At 53.3% G+C, this 16,726-nt stretch carries 17 protein-coding genes and 1 tRNA gene; 6 read left to right on the plus strand and 12 right to left on the minus strand.

What is annotated here, in order from left to right; all coding sequences use genetic code 11:
• Positions 1 to 11: 11 nt before the first annotated feature.
• The 6 genes from JFL75_RS15720 to JFL75_RS15740 all read right to left on the minus strand — a co-directional run bounded on the left by JFL75_RS15720 (position 12) and on the right by JFL75_RS15740 (position 3,827).
• Positions 12 to 1,478, minus strand: coding sequence for a phage tail sheath protein (locus JFL75_RS15720; RefSeq protein WP_215627626.1), 1,467 nt, complete (start codon positions 1,476 to 1,478; stop codon positions 12 to 14).
• Positions 1,479 to 1,529: 51 nt separating this feature from the next.
• Positions 1,530 to 2,078: a hypothetical protein gene (locus tag JFL75_RS15725; protein ID WP_215627627.1), complete on the minus strand. Its 549-nt coding sequence runs from the start codon at positions 2,076 to 2,078 to the stop codon at positions 1,530 to 1,532.
• 112 nt (positions 2,079 to 2,190) lie between these two features.
• Positions 2,191 to 2,637, minus strand: coding sequence for a Mor transcription activator family protein (locus tag JFL75_RS15730; protein ID WP_215627628.1), 447 nt, complete (start codon positions 2,635 to 2,637; stop codon positions 2,191 to 2,193).
• On the minus strand, positions 2,630 to 2,947 hold the full coding sequence (locus JFL75_RS15735) for a hypothetical protein (protein WP_215627629.1): 318 nt from the start codon (positions 2,945 to 2,947) through the stop codon (positions 2,630 to 2,632). The genes JFL75_RS15730 and JFL75_RS15735 overlap by 8 nt, the downstream gene beginning before the upstream one ends.
• 125 nt (positions 2,948 to 3,072) lie before the next feature.
• A complete protein-coding gene (locus JFL75_RS20890) occupies positions 3,073 to 3,195 on the minus strand; it encodes a hypothetical protein (protein ID WP_285291952.1) in 123 nt (40 codons plus the stop codon).
• Positions 3,196 to 3,209: 14 nt separating this feature from the next.
• Positions 3,210 to 3,827, minus strand: a complete 618-nt coding sequence (locus JFL75_RS15740; protein WP_215627630.1) for a DUF3164 family protein — start codon at positions 3,825 to 3,827, stop codon at positions 3,210 to 3,212.
• 269 nt (positions 3,828 to 4,096) lie between these two features.
• Here JFL75_RS15740 and JFL75_RS15745 point away from each other — a divergent pair, with 269 nt between their 5' ends.
• Positions 4,097 to 4,954, plus strand: coding sequence for a LexA family transcriptional regulator (locus tag JFL75_RS15745; protein ID WP_215627631.1), 858 nt, complete (start codon positions 4,097 to 4,099; stop codon positions 4,952 to 4,954).
• A gap of 51 nt (positions 4,955 to 5,005) precedes the next feature.
• On the opposite strand, the gene JFL75_RS15750 is transcribed toward JFL75_RS15745, so the two are convergent.
• From JFL75_RS15750 to JFL75_RS15760, 3 genes are all read right to left on the minus strand, one after another.
• Entirely contained in the window at positions 5,006 to 5,332 is a 327-nt protein-coding gene (locus JFL75_RS15750) for a hypothetical protein (protein ID WP_215627632.1), read from the minus strand.
• Positions 5,333 to 5,335: 3 nt separating this feature from the next.
• Positions 5,336 to 5,797: a M15 family metallopeptidase gene (locus tag JFL75_RS15755; RefSeq protein WP_215627633.1), complete on the minus strand. Its 462-nt coding sequence runs from the start codon at positions 5,795 to 5,797 to the stop codon at positions 5,336 to 5,338.
• A gap of 114 nt (positions 5,798 to 5,911) precedes the next feature.
• Positions 5,912 to 6,340, minus strand: coding sequence for an acyl-CoA thioesterase (locus JFL75_RS15760; RefSeq protein ID WP_223292670.1), 429 nt, complete (start codon positions 6,338 to 6,340; stop codon positions 5,912 to 5,914).
• A gap of 21 nt (positions 6,341 to 6,361) precedes the next feature.
• Between JFL75_RS15760 and JFL75_RS15765 the strand changes: the two genes are divergently transcribed.
• The 3 genes from JFL75_RS15765 (at position 6,362) to JFL75_RS15775 (ending at position 9,742) form a co-directional block, all read left to right on the plus strand.
• Positions 6,362 to 6,895: an NUDIX hydrolase gene (locus tag JFL75_RS15765; RefSeq protein ID WP_215627634.1), complete on the plus strand. Its 534-nt coding sequence runs from the start codon at positions 6,362 to 6,364 to the stop codon at positions 6,893 to 6,895.
• A gap of 431 nt (positions 6,896 to 7,326) precedes the next feature.
• Positions 7,327 to 7,893: a hypothetical protein gene (locus tag JFL75_RS15770; protein WP_215627635.1), complete on the plus strand. Its 567-nt coding sequence runs from the start codon at positions 7,327 to 7,329 to the stop codon at positions 7,891 to 7,893.
• Positions 7,894 to 8,002: 109 nt separating this feature from the next.
• Complete coding sequence (locus JFL75_RS15775) at positions 8,003 to 9,742, plus strand: glutamine--tRNA ligase/YqeY domain fusion protein (RefSeq protein ID WP_215627636.1); 1,740 nt, start codon at positions 8,003 to 8,005, stop codon at positions 9,740 to 9,742.
• 94 nt (positions 9,743 to 9,836) lie between these two features.
• Here the strand turns inward: JFL75_RS15775 and JFL75_RS15780 are convergent, their stop codons facing one another.
• Positions 9,837 to 10,295: a hypothetical protein gene (locus JFL75_RS15780; protein ID WP_215627637.1), complete on the minus strand. Its 459-nt coding sequence runs from the start codon at positions 10,293 to 10,295 to the stop codon at positions 9,837 to 9,839.
• A 163-nt stretch (positions 10,296 to 10,458) separates the two neighbouring features.
• Here JFL75_RS15780 and JFL75_RS15785 point away from each other — a divergent pair, with 163 nt between their 5' ends.
• Positions 10,459 to 11,616, plus strand: a complete 1,158-nt coding sequence (locus JFL75_RS15785; protein ID WP_215627638.1) for a GGDEF domain-containing protein — start codon at positions 10,459 to 10,461, stop codon at positions 11,614 to 11,616.
• A 38-nt stretch (positions 11,617 to 11,654) separates the two neighbouring features.
• Here the strand turns inward: JFL75_RS15785 and JFL75_RS15790 are convergent.
• Positions 11,655 to 11,727 (minus strand) — tRNA-Arg (locus JFL75_RS15790).
• Positions 11,728 to 11,906: 179 nt separating this feature from the next.
• Between JFL75_RS15790 and JFL75_RS15795 the strand changes: the two genes are divergently transcribed.
• Complete coding sequence (locus JFL75_RS15795; protein WP_215627639.1) at positions 11,907 to 15,914, plus strand: phosphoribosylformylglycinamidine synthase; 4,008 nt, start codon at positions 11,907 to 11,909, stop codon at positions 15,912 to 15,914.
• Positions 15,915 to 15,940: 26 nt separating this feature from the next.
• Here JFL75_RS15795 and JFL75_RS15800 read toward each other — a convergent pair whose 3' ends face one another.
• Positions 15,941 to 16,618: a hypothetical protein gene (locus tag JFL75_RS15800; RefSeq protein ID WP_215627640.1), complete on the minus strand. Its 678-nt coding sequence runs from the start codon at positions 16,616 to 16,618 to the stop codon at positions 15,941 to 15,943.
• Positions 16,619 to 16,726 lie beyond the last annotated feature (108 nt).

Consider the following 16,726-nt stretch of genomic DNA (forward strand, 5'->3'; position numbering starts at 1 on the left):
TAAATCTCCTTTTATTTGAACTGGTTGAGACCGGCAGCCTGCAGGAATTGCCCAATCAGCACAGGCTGATGCAGGTATTCAAGCCGGGTTTTGCTGCCGTTTTTAACAGCAACCTGGATTGACGACTTGTAGGAATCAAAGTCCTGGCACCACTGTTTGTCCTGAATGAATACTGTCTGATACAGATCCGCCAGGAAAGATCGCCACACTGCGGGTGTCATGACTTTTGCTCCGCGGCCGAAACTTTCTCCGGTGGATGCAAGCTTCCAGGTTTTGAAGCGTTTCTTTGCTTCACTGTTGATATAGGTTCTGATGGCATCCACGGTTTCCACCACCTGGATATCCAGGTAACTCGTATCCCGGCCGCCATCACTGTTCTGGTTGTAGCTGGTTACGAGCCGTTCAATAAGTACATTGCCGGTTGTGTCGATACGCCATGTGGCTATACCGCTTTCCAGAAGTTTCTGGCGCATTTCAAAAGAAACCGACTCTTTGGCAGAAAGCCCGGTTACTTCGATATCATATGTATTCGCCGCCGGATCATCAGCTAAAATACGGCACGCTTTTGCAGCAAAGCGGGCGGCCCACTCACAGGGAAGTCCGGAATAGTTCATCCGCGGGATCAGGCAGATATGAGGGCTGTTGATTTCCTTTGCCTGTGCAAGGATAGATCCAGGTTCACTGACACTTCCGATTTCCCCGGATAGGGCAACGAAACATCGACCACCAATCTGGCGAGTCGCAGAATACCGGTCTTCCAGTTCCGCGGCGATGGCTTCGAGATTATCCTTATCACTGAAATCATAAATAATGTAGTTGTACCGGGTTTCCCCAAGGTTATTGAAAAGAGGAGAAATATCGGACACACCCTGGCCGTCGATAGCTGTCTTGGTTTTTACACTGATTCCTGCAGCGGTACTTGCCATGGAAATCTGATTTCCGTTCATCGCTGTTCCATTGACTACGCTGGTAAGGATAACCTGGTGTGATTCACTTTCATCGACCTTAGCATCCACAGGGACATTTTCCATTCCGTTTACCGTGGCAACAATGGCAGCAGCGATTTCAGACGGGACTGCCCCGGCACTGACTGAGGCGGCGGTTTTTTTTCCGTTGATCAGTATGTTCACTGCGCCGGAACCAGAGCTTGTACCTTCAACCGAGAAAGTCTGGGTCCATTTTGTTCCGGCATCCGGTTCCGCCACGGGCAGTACCCACAGTTCCTCAACTTTGTTGAGTTCCAGGAAGGCCGCCGCCATGATAGACGCGGGACTTCCGTAGCCGAAAAGTTCCCCGGCTTTGGCTTTGGTCAGCACCTGGACCGGAATACCGGGCTCCGCGGTCCCGCCGACCGCTTTGTATCCCACTATCAGGGCTTTTTTCACCTCACTGGTGGTTCCCGCCAGGGAGTTGTCGATTTCCTGGTACTGCCCCGGAACGAGCAGGTTTTCAGGAATCTGGACAAATGATATTGACATCTGCAATCCTCCTATTGATTGACATTGTTATTTTTCTGAAAACTGAAGTTTTCAGAGATTCACTTCATCTGCTGCCGGCATCTCATCAATGGCATGCTCGGCGTTATATCCTTCAAAGTTTTCCTGATCTTCAGAAATAGGAATCCCGCCTTTGGTCCCGTTGAACACACTGCCCCGGAGTTTCCACTGCCACCGGATTTCCCACATGGTCATGCCGTTTTCTCCGAGCAACGGTGAATACAGACTTTCGGCGCAGATATTCGTTCCGCCGTCATACGCCCAATCGGCGCGGATATTTCTGATAACCGGGATTAACGCTGAAACGGTTTCGATGGCGCCGTCATACATAAAGCTTTCATTCTCCGTCCGGCTGAGAACCCATGTGGCAAATTCGGCGCTGGATTCATCCTGGCTGTCCGAGTCAAATATTTTCAGGAGGGAGGTAATAACAGCCGGGCTTTGCTGGGCAAAACCACCGGCTTCCGTTTCAGCGAGAATTCCCGGGTGGGTACCGACATAGATGTCATCCAGAGACAGGATCGCCTGCCGGATCTGGTCCACTGCGTTGTTTCGTATCTCAAGGTAGCTGATAATGTTCATTCGATCCTTAAACCCCTTTACGACGTTGTACGCGGTGCCGACAAAAAAGCTGCCGGTAACCACACCGACAGCTTATGACAGATTTTTCCTTCACATTACTAAACGGCAGTTATTAAATGCCCGCCGCTTTCTGTTTCTTAACCTGGGTCGTCTGGCCGCTCGACCAAAGCCGGTAGACCTGTGAGAAACTGATACCGTATTCCCGGCAGAGCCGGCGCATGGATTCCTGGGTTCCGTCATACCGGTCATAGATTTCCTGGGCGATCTCCTTTTTGAATGCCCGCTGTTCAATAGGAATGTACAGCTGTACACCCCCGAAATAGGCCATTATTTTTTTCAGCATCACCGCGCCGTCTTTTTCACCGAGAGCGCCGAAAAGTATATCCTTAAGCTTTTCGGAATTTTTTGCCCCTTCCGTTTTTGAACGGGGGATGTAAATAAGCTGCCCGCCGAACCATTTACAGATAGCCCGCACACCGCGGACAGCGGTATCTTTATTCCCCAGCGCTTCTTCACATGCCAGTATCATCTCCTGAACCAAATTAATTTCTTCACGCATGGTGTTTTTTCTCCTCAATTTTTTTTCTTTCTCCGTAACTGCGTCCCTCAAGCAGATCAACCGCCGCGGGAATTCCGTTTTCGTAGTCGTCCATTATTTCATGAAGGAACGGGACCGAAACTCCTCCGGGGTAGGATCCTTCCAGGAGTTCAAGAAACTCCCGGGGACTGAAACCGAGCCGTTCAATTATCTGGGTTTCCGCTTCTCCGCAGGAAACAAGCAGCGGTTCATCGCGCATGATCAGCCTGATGGTAAACGGCAGTTCCTCGGGGCCGCAGTCCTTTTCGGGGGATAGCGATTTAGTTTGCATAGATTTCTCCAAATAGCTGTTTTTTCAAATACGGCTGCGCCAATCCCGCGGAGACATCTGTCCCGGATTTCCGGGGATGTTCCCTTATTCTGCGGAATTGATTATGCAGTCCAGAAGCGGTCTGTTCAGATTTTTCCGGCGAAAGCCTTTTCCCGCAGGAGAAGTCCAAGTCTGATAAGCGGCCGCAGCCTCAGGCGGACTCCGGTATTTTTTATTGATATGGCAATGCGGTACAGTATTCCGTTCATGGGTTTCTCCTTTTTTATAATGCCGCGACATCCAGGGGAATCTGCCGGTAGGCACCTTCTCCGGTTTGTTCGTAAACCCGGAGGTATTCCTTGCTTCCCGCTATCTGTATGGAGTCGCTGATAAGTTTCATGGCCTGCTGCCAGTCGAGGTCTTCAATCTTCAGGCGCCGCAGTCCGAGAATCCGGGCGGAATTTATTTTACCCGCCTTGTCCACGTAGAACGCGTCCTGAACCAGGGCGCGTATTTCGTCCCGGGATCCAACGGACCATTTGGTGATGCAGTCGTCGATAATTTGTTTTGCCAGCTGAAGCCGTTCATCAAATACAATGGTTTCATTTATTGCGATGGTAATTTTGTACATACCGTCATAGCTCAGCAGCGTCACATTCCCTTTTTTTCCGCCGTACTTCTTTCCGTATTTTTCCGCCGAAAGATTAAGGTACGTCAGAACCTCTTCGCGGAGGGATGTTTTTACCGCCGCCAGACGGTCCCGTTCTTCCAGGGCTTTGCCCGCGATGCTCCGTACGGTCTGGTCCCGGAGTTTATCCAGGTCCGTAACCAGATCGGCGGGAACATGCCGGCCCCGGCTGTCGGTCATAAAGTTTCGTGTCTCTGTCCCGTTTGTCCTCATGTCGTGGTCTCCTCGTCACTATTCTCAATGCAATAAATGATCATGATTCACCAATGAACAATTCTGTGTGTTTCCATTGCGTGATATCCGGCTCTGGTTTATTATGTAACTACCTCCTGGCAAAAGAATTGCTGAACACCGATGGCTGAAAACCCGATGATAAATCGGATTTCACGGACGGAATTACTTGACAGCCCGCCCGTGTATAGAATATTATCTTAAATATCGGATAAGTCAAGAGGAAAATACGAAAAATCGGAAAGAATATTATGAAATACGATTGGTCGGATATAATTGCTTCCATACGGGATTCTACCGGTTTATCGTCGGCGGAATTAGCCAAAAAACTCGATGTCAGACCCCAGATGCTGAACGATATCGAAAAGGGGCGTTCGAAAAATCCCTCTTCGGATTTTCTGCTTCGTCTGATACATCGGATAGGATTTAATCCCGGATTTTTAAACGGAGACGGGCCGCTTTTTGCTTCCGGAATGGAAGAAAACAGCGGCGCGGCGGCATTGCCGGAAAACCAGGAGAGACACGGGGAACCGGCGGTTATGTATGAACTGCCGAAGGATGGGGATATTCTGGTTTCGGAGGCAAAGGTACGGCTTCTGCCCGCCCACTCACCGGAATTTACCTTATTCCGTTTCAGTAACGGAAAAGCCGAACCCTACGCTACAAACGAAGGAGACCCCAACGCCATGACACTTCTTCCTCTTTTCGGACAGCCCGCGGCGGCAGGCCCGGGCCAGGAACCGAACCAGCTTTCCAATATAGAATCCTATATCCCGGTGGTTTTTGAAATGCTCGGCGGTGTCGCCCCGCGGAACTGCGGAATCGTCCGGGTCGTGGGTGACTCCATGACCGACATGGGCCTGTTCAACGGCGACCTGGTTGTTTTTGACCGGAGCCAGCTGGAAGGGGACGGGATCTATGTTATCAGCATCGGAGAGGATGTCCGGGTTAAACGGATCGAGTACCGGCCTTTCGAGAAGAAGATCATCATCAGCAGCGAGAATTTAAAACGTTATCCGAATCCGGAAATCATTTCCTACGAGCAGGCTGAAAACATGCTCAGGATTCACGGGAAGGTTATCTGCTGGATGCACCGCCATCCCTATTGATTTTGATATCCCATACGGATGATGGGATGGCGAGCCATCCGGACTGATTAATCATTTCCTCGGGGTGTTTTCGATAAACCAGTTCTGGATCGACTGCAGGATGGGGCGGAGCCCTTTGAGTTCGCCTTCGATGTCGCTGAGTCTCCGCTGCATCTCATGCATAAGTTTGTCCTCAAGAATGATCATCCGCCTTTCCAGCCGTTCAAGTTCCCTGGTCCGCATTTTCTCTTCAGCCATGACACTGTTTGCCATGGTTTTTTTTAGAGCATTGAATTTTTCATCCTGCCGTTTCCTCCAATATGAGAAAACGGTAAACGAAAGCCCCAGCACCGACAGAAAAGTTCCCACCGCGGTTAATATAAACTTTGCGATCTCCATACATCAGTTACCCGGAAAATTCGCCATGAGTTCAAAGTGCGGATTGTCCCAGCCTTTGCCCCAGGTCTGCCCGTACCCTCCGGCGCACCAGTCGAGGCCGAAGGTCTCGGCCAATATCCCGATTTCTTCCCAGACTTCATCTGGTGCGTTCCACCAGGGTTTTCCGTTTTTCATCGGGCATATATCCACGGCATTGCCTTCCATGTGGCGGGACTTCATGGTATTGGTTACGGTCCTGGAATTTTCGGATTCTGTAATGGCCCACAGGCCGGCTTTTTTCCGCAGCTCATTGACGGTTTCCAGAGGTTTCCGTCCCTGGGCGTAATAGGCTTCCTGGACTTCCAGGCGCCTCAGTGTTTCTATTATGCAGACGTCAATAGCGTGTTCCCTGCAGTATTCGAGAAAAATCCGCGTCCGCCGGGCTAGTTCCGGCTGAAGCCTGTCTACGCTTTTAATGATTCCCATAGCGCACCCCCGCAGAGAGGATGCACCATCCGCTGATGAATTGGCAGATAACCGCGGTTATTTACGGAAATTATTATCCGGGGCAGAACAGAAATATTGTGGAAATATCCTTGATCAGGTCTTATCCGGTTTGAGCCCCGGGAGATCCCATTCCGGCGGGATTTTGATGGGCATTCCCCTGGAATCGACGAAAGCCCAGGTAACCTTTGCTTCGGCGATGATATCGTCCCCCCGGAGTATCCGCTGCTGGATCACCCCGCTGACGGCGCCTTTCTTTATAGGCCATGACCGGATAAGAAGTTCATCGTCGGTTACCGCGGCTTTTTTATAATCGATTTCGATCCGGGCAACGTACACCCCGTAGCCGGATGCGATCATTTCCGGGTACTTGAACCCCACCGCCCGGAGCAGTTCATACCTGCCGTATTCCAGGTAATTCAAATAATTGGCGTTATTAACGTGGCCGTAGCTGTCGCATTCATAGGTCCGTACGGTCAGTCTGCATTCACATACCATAGGAATAAGTATATACTTGCGGAACATTGAGTTCAATCCGGAGAAGGTATGTTTACATTCTGCCCATCCTGCGCGTCCAGAAATATCCGTTTCGAAAATAACAAGGTCTTTTCCTGCCCGGACTGCGGGTTCCTGCTGTACCACAATACCGCCGCGGCCACAGGCTGTGTGATTTCCAGCGGCGGCCGTATCCTGGTGCTGGTCCGGAACCGGGAACCTTCCAAAGGGAAGTACGATTTTCCCGGTGGCTTTGTCGATCCCGGAGAAGGAGCCCTGGATGGCCTCCGGCGGGAATGCCGGGAGGAAATCGGCTGGGACCCGGGGTCCGGTGTAACGCTCTTCGCCTCGTTTCCGAATACATACCCGTACAAGGGTTTTACGTATAATACCTGCGATCTTTTTTTTACCATCGATGTTCCGGGGCTTTCCGAGTCGGACCTCCGGCTGGACGATGAGAACGCGGCGGTACAATTTGTCCGGCCCGAAACTATCAGCCCCGATGACATGGCCTTTGACTCGACCCGCCGGGCTCTGGCGGCATACCTGGAACTCGGGCAGAACGGCCTCTCCGGAAATATGTAAAAAATATCTATTATATAGAATAAAAATGATCAAAATGCGGCGGCACGGGTATGTATTATCCAAGAACGCCGCAGAACCAGAAGTGGGGGTGGCGTAAGACTTGCCGCCAGAAGCGGCAAGTCTTTTAGGAGTTTTGCCCTGCAAAACTCCACACATAATGCGGCAAGGCTGGAGCCAGGGGGAGCAGCCCTCCCGCACAGGGCAGCACAGAGCCGGTCAGGCCGTAACGCACCCGGGCAATAATGGTAGCACCGGGTGTCACAGAGAAACGGTGATGAGCGACTTTCGAGGCCGCAGGCCGACGCGGAGCCATCACCGTTTCTCTGTGGCAGGCCCCGCGGCATCGGTTCTTCCCCGGGTGCGTTACGGCTTGTCAGACCCTGTGCTCCCCCTATATTGACACTTTCGAGATTTCCAAGCATGGTAATACTATGTTTAAGTGTTCTCCCCGGGTTACCGAGGCCATACCGATGGAATACCGGGACATTGCAGAAAAATTATTCCCCCTGAACGGATACGCTTCAGGAGAAGGTCCTGCCGTGGAGTCCTCCGTAAATTTTGCGGAAATTCTCGGAATAGGCGCCGATTACAACCGTCTTCTGAATTCCGGAAAACGGCCCGCTGACATGAGCAATTTTATGGAGCATTTCCAGAATAACCTTGACCTGCTGATCCAGAAAACCTGGGTGGAAAAGGCCGATGAGGAAAAGAAGGAGCGCCTCCAGGACAGGATCCCCGAATTTATCGGGGAAATAACCAGGGAAGAATACCGGGAGGCCCTGGCGGATTTTGGTATCATCCTGGAAGAACTGGCTTATCTGCTTTTCGGAGCCCAGAGCCACAAAGAGGACTTTACCGAATACACCCTCCGTATCGATACCCAGATGGGATTATTCTGGTGGTACGGCGGCAAGCTCGGCACGCTGTCGGACTTTTCCGACCGGGAAAGCCTCCGGGCTCTCCTGCTGATCGGTATTTGTTACCTGACGAATTTCTGATCCGTTCTCTCCATTCATCAGTAACAGTAAGATAACGCTCTTTTGTACTGTGTGTCGCCCGATTTCTGTTCACTAATAACCATGCCTCTGAAGCATGGGAGGAGTATATATGGCAGAGATACCAAACAGCGGAGCCGAAGTATCCGGTTCCGGTTCGTCGGATTTCATCAGTGAATTTATCAAAGAAGATTTGCAGAGCGGAAAGTACACCTATGTGCATACCCGGTTCCCGCCCGAGCCCAACGGCTGGCTGCATATCGGCCACTGTAAGGCGATTACGGTGGATTTTTCCATGGCCCAGAAATTCGGGGGAAAATGCAATCTCCGTTTCGACGACACCAATCCGGAAAAGGAAAACTACTCCTATGTCGAAGCCATCAAGCGGGATATCAAGTGGCTGGGGTTTGACTGGGAAGACCGGGAATACTTTGCGTCGGATTATTACGAGTACCTTTATGATATTGCGGTGAAGCTTATCAAAAAGGGAAAGGCCTATGTGGACGACCTTTCCGAGGAAGAGATCCGGGAATACCGGGGTACCGCGGTGGCGGATAAAAATAATATCACCCACACCCCTCCGGGGCGGAACAGTCCGTACCGGGACCGAACGGCGGAGGAGAACCTGGACCTCTTTGCCCGCATGCGGGCAGGCGAATTCGCCGATGGAACCAAGACGCTCCGGGCGAAGATCGATATGACCCATCCCAATCTGGTTATGCGGGACCCGGTGATGTACCGCATCCGCCGGGCTACCCACTACCGTACCGGCGACTCCTGGTGCATTTACCCCATGTACGATTACCAGCATCCCCTGTCGGACGCAAAGGAAGGGATTACCCATTCCCTGTGTTCATTGGAATTCGAAATCCACCGGCCCCTGTACGAATGGTTTATCAATGAAGCTGAAGTTTTCCCGAGCCGCCAGATTGAATTTGCCCGGCTCAACATAACCCATACGGTGCTGTCCAAACGGTGGCTCTTCCGGCTCGTCAGCGAGAATCTCGTAAACGGCTGGGACGATCCCCGGATGCCAACCCTGGCGGGGCTGCGCCGGCGGGGATATACCGCCGAAGCTATCCGCGACTTTATGTCCCGCATCGGTGTCGCGAAAACCGACAGCATGGTGGATATCGCTTTCCTGGAGTACTGCCTCCGGGAGGATCTCAATAAACGTTCCAGCCGGATTATGGCGGTGCTTAAGCCCCTGAAACTCATTATCGAAAACTGGGAAGCGGGAGAAACCGAGGAACTTGAGGCTATTAATAATCCCGAAGATGAAAGTGCCGGAAAACGGAAGATTTACTTTTCCCGGGAGCTCTGGATTGAACGGGATGACTTCCAGGAGATTCCTCCGCCTAAGTACTTCAGATTGTATCCGGGAAATTCCGTCCGGCTCCGGTACGGATATATCGTAACCTGCACCGGCTTTGACAAAGATCCCGCCACCGGTGAAATCACCGCGGTGCGCTGTACCTATGACCCGGAGACAAAGGGCGGCAACGCGCCGGACAACCGCAAGGTAAAGGGGACCATCCACTGGCTTTCCGCGGCCCACGCGGTGCCCATCGAAGTGAGGGTTTACGATTACCTTTTTTCCGCGGAACGGCCCATGGAAGTGGCCCCCGGCGGTTCATTCCTGGACAACCTCAACCCCGATTCCCTGGAAGTTATTACCGGCGCCTACGGCGAACCGGGGCTCGCGGCCGCCGCCGAAGGGGACCGGTTCCAGTTTGAACGGCTGGGGTACTTTGCCCGTGATCCCGAAACTTCCGGCGGTATTCCGGTCTTTAATAAAACCGTGGGACTGAGGGATACCTGGGCAAAAATAGAAAAAAAATCCGGACAGTAAAAACTTGCCATACGGCGCTGTCCCGGTCATCCATACCGGAGGCAGCGCCGTTAAACCAGGGCGGGACCGGCGGCGGTAAACTTGCTGAGCCGGCTTACTGCTTCTCTACGGAAATATACAAATAGCAATGGGCCTTTCCGTCTTTTGTATATTCAGCGGGAACGGTACTTTCGTAGTCTTCCGAAAATGCCCGTTTTACGGTTCCGTTCTTCTGATCTTCCCAGACTTTTCCCCATGCTTTTTTCGCGCTCATGCTTAAAGTATCATCCGATTCTTCATACTTTTTGTAGTTCCCCGCGCTGACAGCTTTTTCCATACGCTTAAAAAAATCGGATGTTACACCCATGATGCTGAGATCGTAATCGCCGTTCTCATCACTTGCGTAATTGAAGTATTTTGAGACAGGGGATATTCCCTGCTGAAACCGTTTCCCGCTGTCGAAAAGTATCGGAAGTGTACCGTTTGTGATATCCCGCCAGATTTCATCTATTTTTCCCATACCTTCTTTTGAGTTGTTTGTTCTTATGGTAACTTCCTTTAAGCAATACGCCATAATATTATTCTCCGTAATTAAATAATAATTTCTTTAGCATAGTTTATTATAACAAATACTTTTTTAGTAGCTGTCAGTCTTCAGCTGCGCGGCATATTTATCGGCCCTTGTCAGGTATCGTATCACGGAGGTACAATAGTTTCTGCGTTTATGGAGGGCCGCAATGACAGGCCGCAGATTATTCTATGTAAAATTTTCCCTGATTATTTTTCTTTTCTTCAATATAATAATGTTCTTTTACGGAACTTTCATGTGTGTCGCCACTGGGCGTACGGTAAAGCGTCAGATGGAAAACCAATGCAGGGGTATTGCTGTTTCGGCCGCTGAACTCATCCGGCAGGATATCGGCGGATACCGGCAGTTCATTACCGATATGGATACTTCGGATCCGTATTACAGAAAAATGAAGTCCAGCCTGGAATCCATACGAAGGGGTAACCAGGACAATATTGCCTTTCTGTACACTGAAGTCCGGGTTTCCGAAACAGAGATGATGTATATTTTCGATGCTGAACCTGAGGACGCCCCGACCTTTGCCCCTCCGGGGCTTACCGAACCTTTGACGGCCCCCAGAAAGGCGGCCTACGATTCCGGAGAATTGGTGATCGGCGATTTTGTGACTACCCCGTGGGGGACGCTTTTGTCGGTGTACGCTCCGATTACCGATCCGGCAACCGGTGAGTTTTTGGGTATCGTCGGCGCGGACATATCGAAAAAGCAGTATGACGCGGTGATGAACTATCAGCTGGCTATCATCGCCGGGTGTGGAGTTATCCTGGCTCTGATGACTGTGGTTATGCTGTTTTCTGTGTCCGGCAGGATTGAAAAACTGGTAATCCGTGACGGACTGACCGGACTTTTTACCCGAAGCTTTTTTACCAAGTGGCTCAAGTACCAAATGAAACAATCGGTAAAGAAAAACAAACCCTTGGTGGTGTGTATGGCCGACCTTGATCATTTTAAACTGATAAACGATACCTACGGCCATCCCTTCGGCGATGTGGTGCTGAAAGCGGTATCCGCCTCAATGCTGTCGGCGCTGCGCAGGTTCGATTGTATCGCACGGTACGGCGGCGAGGAATTTGCCGTGTTTCTTCCGGGCCTGACCTTGGCAGACTCCGAATCCATAATAAAGCGCCTCCACGAGTCGGTGGGAGCCGCGGTAATTTTCAATAAAGAATCGAAAAAAAACGTGGCGGTCAGTATCAGTATCGGCGTTACCCAATTCGTGCCGGGGCAGGCGTATTCCGATGTGCTGGAAAACGCGGACAAGGCATTATACGATGCGAAAAAAACCAGAAACACCGTGGTTTTTCAATAAAAAATGCGGCACCCGCGTGCCGCGAAAAGTTAAAACTTTGATCCGAAGCCGATTCGAACGGCTGACCTACTGCTTAGGAGGCAGTTGCTCTATCCCCTGAGCTACCGGACCTTCTACATATATATACCTTCTCTTGATAGCGGTTGTCAACGTTACTATAATAATGCTTTACTTGGCGGAGCGCTGGTACGCGCCCCTTGTATTTCCGCTTTATTATAAAGTAGAATGCCAGTCATGCTAATAGTGTGATATAAAGACCCCGGGTCTTATTCCAAGCGTAAGGAGAGCCTATGCCGGACGTAATAAGCAATGGCATACAGCGGGTATTTGTGGAGAAAAAGCCCGGTTTTGATACCGAAGCCCGCCATCTCCAGTCGGAACTTACCGGTTTTCTGGGAACCCAGTATCCTGAGCTGATTGCCTTGGAGGAATTCCGGCTGCTTCACCGCTACGATGTAGCCCATCTGGATGAAGTTCAATTCAAACAATCCGTGGAACTTGTTTTCTCCGAGCCCCAGTGTGACCGGGTTTTTTACAGCGATTCCTTTCCGGTTCAGAAAGGGAGCTATGTTTTTGCTGTTGAATATCTTCCGGGGCAGTATGACCAGCGTGCGGATTCCGCGGAGCAGTGCATCGAACTTACGGTAGGTGTTAAGCCCCTGGTCCGAACAGCCCGTATTTTTATGCTCCGGGGTAAGGGGGGGACGCTTTCCGATGCGGCCCTGGGAGCAATAAAGAACTATCTCATCAACCCGGTGGATTCCCGGGAGGCTTCGCTGGAAATGCCTGAAACCCTGGATGAGATTGTATCCGACATTCCCGATGTGCCGGTTCTCGCGGGTTTTACCGCCGCGGATGACCGGGCTCTGGGGGATATTGCCCGGGATTACGGCCTGGCCATGTCCGGGGAGGACCTTCGTTTCTGCAGGGAATATTTTTTCGGCCAGAACCGGGATCCGAGTCTCGCGGAGCTCCGGGTTCTGGATACCTACTGGTCCGATCACTGCCGCCATACGACTTTTACCACATCCCTGGAGACGATAGATATTGAAGAAGGGCCCCTGGCGGAAGCCATCGGCGGTTCCCTTGATCTTTACAGGGCCGCCAGAAATGAAGTCTACGGAAACGCCGCTCAAGAGCGGCCCGTAACGCTCATGGATCTGGCTACCCTGGGAACCAAGGTGCTCAAGAAAAGAGGGCTCCTGCCGGATCTGGATGAATCAAAAGAAATAAACGCCTGTTCCGTCAAAGTCCAGGCCCGTTTTGAAGACGGTTCATCCGAACCCTGGCTGCTGCTTTTTAAAAATGAAACCCACAACCATCCCACCGAAATCGAACCCTTCGGCGGCGCGGCGACCTGTCTCGGCGGCGCGATCCGTGATCCTCTTTCGGGGCGGGCATACGTTCACCAGTGCATGCGGGTAACCGGCGGCGGTGATCCCCGCCAGGCTCTTTCGGAAACCCTGCCGGGAAAACTGCCCCAGCTCAAGATCGCCCGGGAAGCCGCCGCCGGTTATGCTTCCTACGGAAACCAGATAGGCATCGCCACCGGGCAGGTGGCAGAGGTATACCATCCCGGTTTTACCGCGAAACGCATGGAACTGGGGGCGGTGGTCGGCGCGGTCCCTGAACAGTATGTCCGGCGGGAAGATCCGAAACCGGGGGATCTGGTGCTGCTCATCGGCGGGAAAACCGGCCGGGATGGTATCGGCGGCGCCACGGGTTCATCAAAGGTCCATACCGGAGAATCCGTGGAAAGCGCCGGAGCCGAGGTTCAGAAGGGAAATCCCGTGGAGGAACGGAAGCTCCAGCGCCTGTTTCGGGACTGCGGATTCACCAGGCTGATCAAGCGCTGCAACGATTTCGGCGCCGGAGGCGTTTCGGTTGCCGTCGGTGAGCTGGCTCCGGGGCTGGATATATCCCTCGACGCGGTTCCAAAAAAATACCAGGGACTGGACGGTACCGAACTCGCGATATCGGAGTCCCAGGAACGCATGGCCGTGGTGGTTGCCGCGGATGACGCGGAGACCGTGATACGGTATGCCGCGGATGAGAACCTTCAGGCGGTGGTGATCGCGGAAGTTACCGCCGGCGATGAATCGGAAAATGCCCGGCTGAGAATGTTCTGGCGGGGCAGAACCATTGTGGATCTCTTCCGGAAATTCCTTGACTCCAACGGAGCCCCCCGGTCGGCAAAAGCCTTTGTCGCCGCCGCTGACAACCGGCCGGACTCCGCAGCCGCGGGGAAACAGCGGCACGTCTTTGCGGGAGATATTCCGGAGGGAGAAATAATTCCCGCGGGACTCATCCTCGACAATCTTGAACGGGAACTGGCGTCCCTCAGAAGCGGAAGCCGCCGGGGGCTGCAGGAACGGTTTGACGGTTCCATCGGCGCGGGCTCAGTGCTTTTCCCCTGGGGCGGCGAATTCCAGGGGACCCCGGAGTGCGGCATGGCCGCCCTGCTTCCGGCTCTGGACAAATCCTGCGTCACCGCCAGTATTATGACCTTCGGTTATGATCCCGATCTCGCGGTCATAAGTCCCTACCGGCAGGCAAAGGCTGCGGTCAGGGACGCTCTGGCGAAATTCACCTGCCTTGGCGGGGATCCCTCCTCGGCGCGTCTGTCCCTGCAGGAATATTTTGAACGGGCCGAAACACCCGCTTCCTGGGGCAAACCCCTGGCGGCGCTGCTGGGCGCGTTTGAAGCTCAGATCCGGCTGGGGATTCCCGCTATCGGCGGAAAGGATTCCATGTCCGGAAGCTACAAGGACCCCGCCCGGGACATTGATATTTCGGTTCCCCCGACTTTGGCGGCGTTTGCAGCCGGGTCCGCCCCCGCGGAGCGGATTTGTTCCGGGGCGCTCAGCACTACGCCGGGCAATCTTATCCTGCTTTTTTATACCCCTCCGCTTACGGACTCCCGTGAGAACCCTGAGAACCTGAATGAATGGGATGTTTTCAAAGCGAATATGCAAGCTCTGGGAGAACTCCAGAAAGGGGGCTTCGTATCTTCATGCTATCCCGTTGGCCCGGGAGGCGTCGCGGTGACCCTGGCGGTAATGGCCTTCGGCAACATGGCCGGGGTGGAAGCGGATTCGGCGGCTTTTTCCGCGGCGGGATCAGAATACCAGGGCTGTGTTCTTGCCGAGATAAACGGTGAGCACTGCAAAAAAAACAACCATGAGTTTGACCGTATCCTCGCGGAGTCCGCGGCCTGGATTATTGCCGCGAGAACAATCCCGGAACCGGTCTTCCGCATTGTCGCGGATGACGGGGATGTATCAACAATGAAACAGGATGAATCCCCTGAACAGCGGGTCGCGGAAGTTCCCCTGCAGGTTCTGCGCCGGGCTTATGAATATCCCCTCTCCGGGGTCTACCCACAAACCGCGGCGGGTTTAACCGCGGCGGATAAACCGGCGGCTGGCGGCGTTCTGGATCTGCCGGTAACCAAAGTGCCGTCGAAAATATACACCGGCCCTGTACTCCTCAAGGGCACCGCCCCGCTGGTGATTCTGCCGGTGTTCCCGGGGACCAACTGTGAATGGGACATGGCGCGGGCTTTCGGCAATGCCGGCGGAAGAACCAGGCAGATAATTTTCAGAAACCGCGACCGCCAGGATATCCTGGAATCGACCCGGGAACTGGCCAAAGCTATCCGGGACGGCCAGATACTGGCCCTTTCCGGAGGGTTCAGCGCCGGGGATGAACCGGACGGATCCGGAAAATTCATGGCAAACGCCTTCCGGGCGGAGCTTGTGGCCGCGGCGGTAACCGAACTGCTGGAGAAGCGGGACGGGCTCATCCTCGGTATCTGCAACGGATTCCAGGCGCTGATCAAGCTCGGGCTGGTCCCTTACGGTACCTACCGGCCGGCGGACAGTACCATGCCTACCCTGACATTCAATTCCATCGGCCGCCACGTATCCAGGATGGTCCGCACCAAGGTTATGTCCACCGCTTCACCCTGGCTCGCCGGGGAAGCGGCCGGCGATATCCATGTTATACCCGTGAGTCATGGGGAAGGGCGGGTCGCCGTCGATGACGGTTACGCCCGGGCTTTGTTTGCCCAGGGACAGGTTCCGTTCTGCTACGCCGACGGCTCCGGCCTGCCAACCATGGCCGAACCGGATAACCCCAACGGATCCGCCTATGCCATTGAAGGCCTCATGAGCCCCGACGGCCGGATTCTCGGAAAGATGGGTCATTCGGAGCGCTGCGGGAAGTATGTGCACAGGAATATTCCGGGAAACAAACGGCAGAATATCTTTGATTCGGGGATCGGTTATTTTAAATAACTCCCGGAATTATCCGGCGCCGGGTGTCAGCGTCCGAAAAGGCTGAGTTTGCCGTATTTGTACCATTTGCCGGAGTCCCGTTTGCCGCCTTCATCGATAAGCTTGAAAATATACGCGGCGAAATCCTCGTCGTTTCCGCCGTCGGCGCTGGAGAAGGCGATGGTCCGGTACGGCTCGCCGGATGATGACGCGAGAATTCCCTGGGCAAAGGCGCGGAACGCCGCGGCCGCGGAAGGTCCGACTATATCCACGGTATCGTCTTTTCCTCCGGGGCTGATGTCGTTCATGACGAGACTCAGGGTCCCGTTCTCCCGGGCCCGGAATTTGAGGGTTAATTCCCGGACCAGAAAAAACCAGCCCTTTATATTGTCATTAACAATGCTTTCAATTTCACCATGGCTCAATTCATTGGGCCTTTTCCGGATCGCCGGGGGACTGCACACGAGAACCGCGTCATCAATTTGACCGAGACGGTTTTCCGCCGCCAGAATCACCGACCGCGCGGAGATGGGGCTGCCGGGATTCCAGTTAAGGGGAATATGGGTCGAACCTTCTCCCATGGTTTCACTGTGGATCGCGACCGAAGGATCCAGCCGGTTCTGGATGAAGGCGGTGGCCAGGCTTTCTACCCGTTTCGCCGCCTCCCGGGCAATGGCAAGTGATAAGGACGATTCATTTCCCGCGACCAAAATTCCACGTGTCATAATATCAGTGTACCCGGGGAACACAGAGACTTTCAAGCCGGGAAGCGCCTGTGTTTATCAGGTCTGCGGGTCCTGCCGTATAACCATTACGCCCGGTGCTCCCCCGCA

Origin of the sequence: Breznakiella homolactica, from assembly GCF_016616095.2 — a bacterium.
Taxonomy (GTDB): Bacteria; Spirochaetota; Spirochaetia; order Treponematales; family Breznakiellaceae; genus Breznakiella; species Breznakiella homolactica.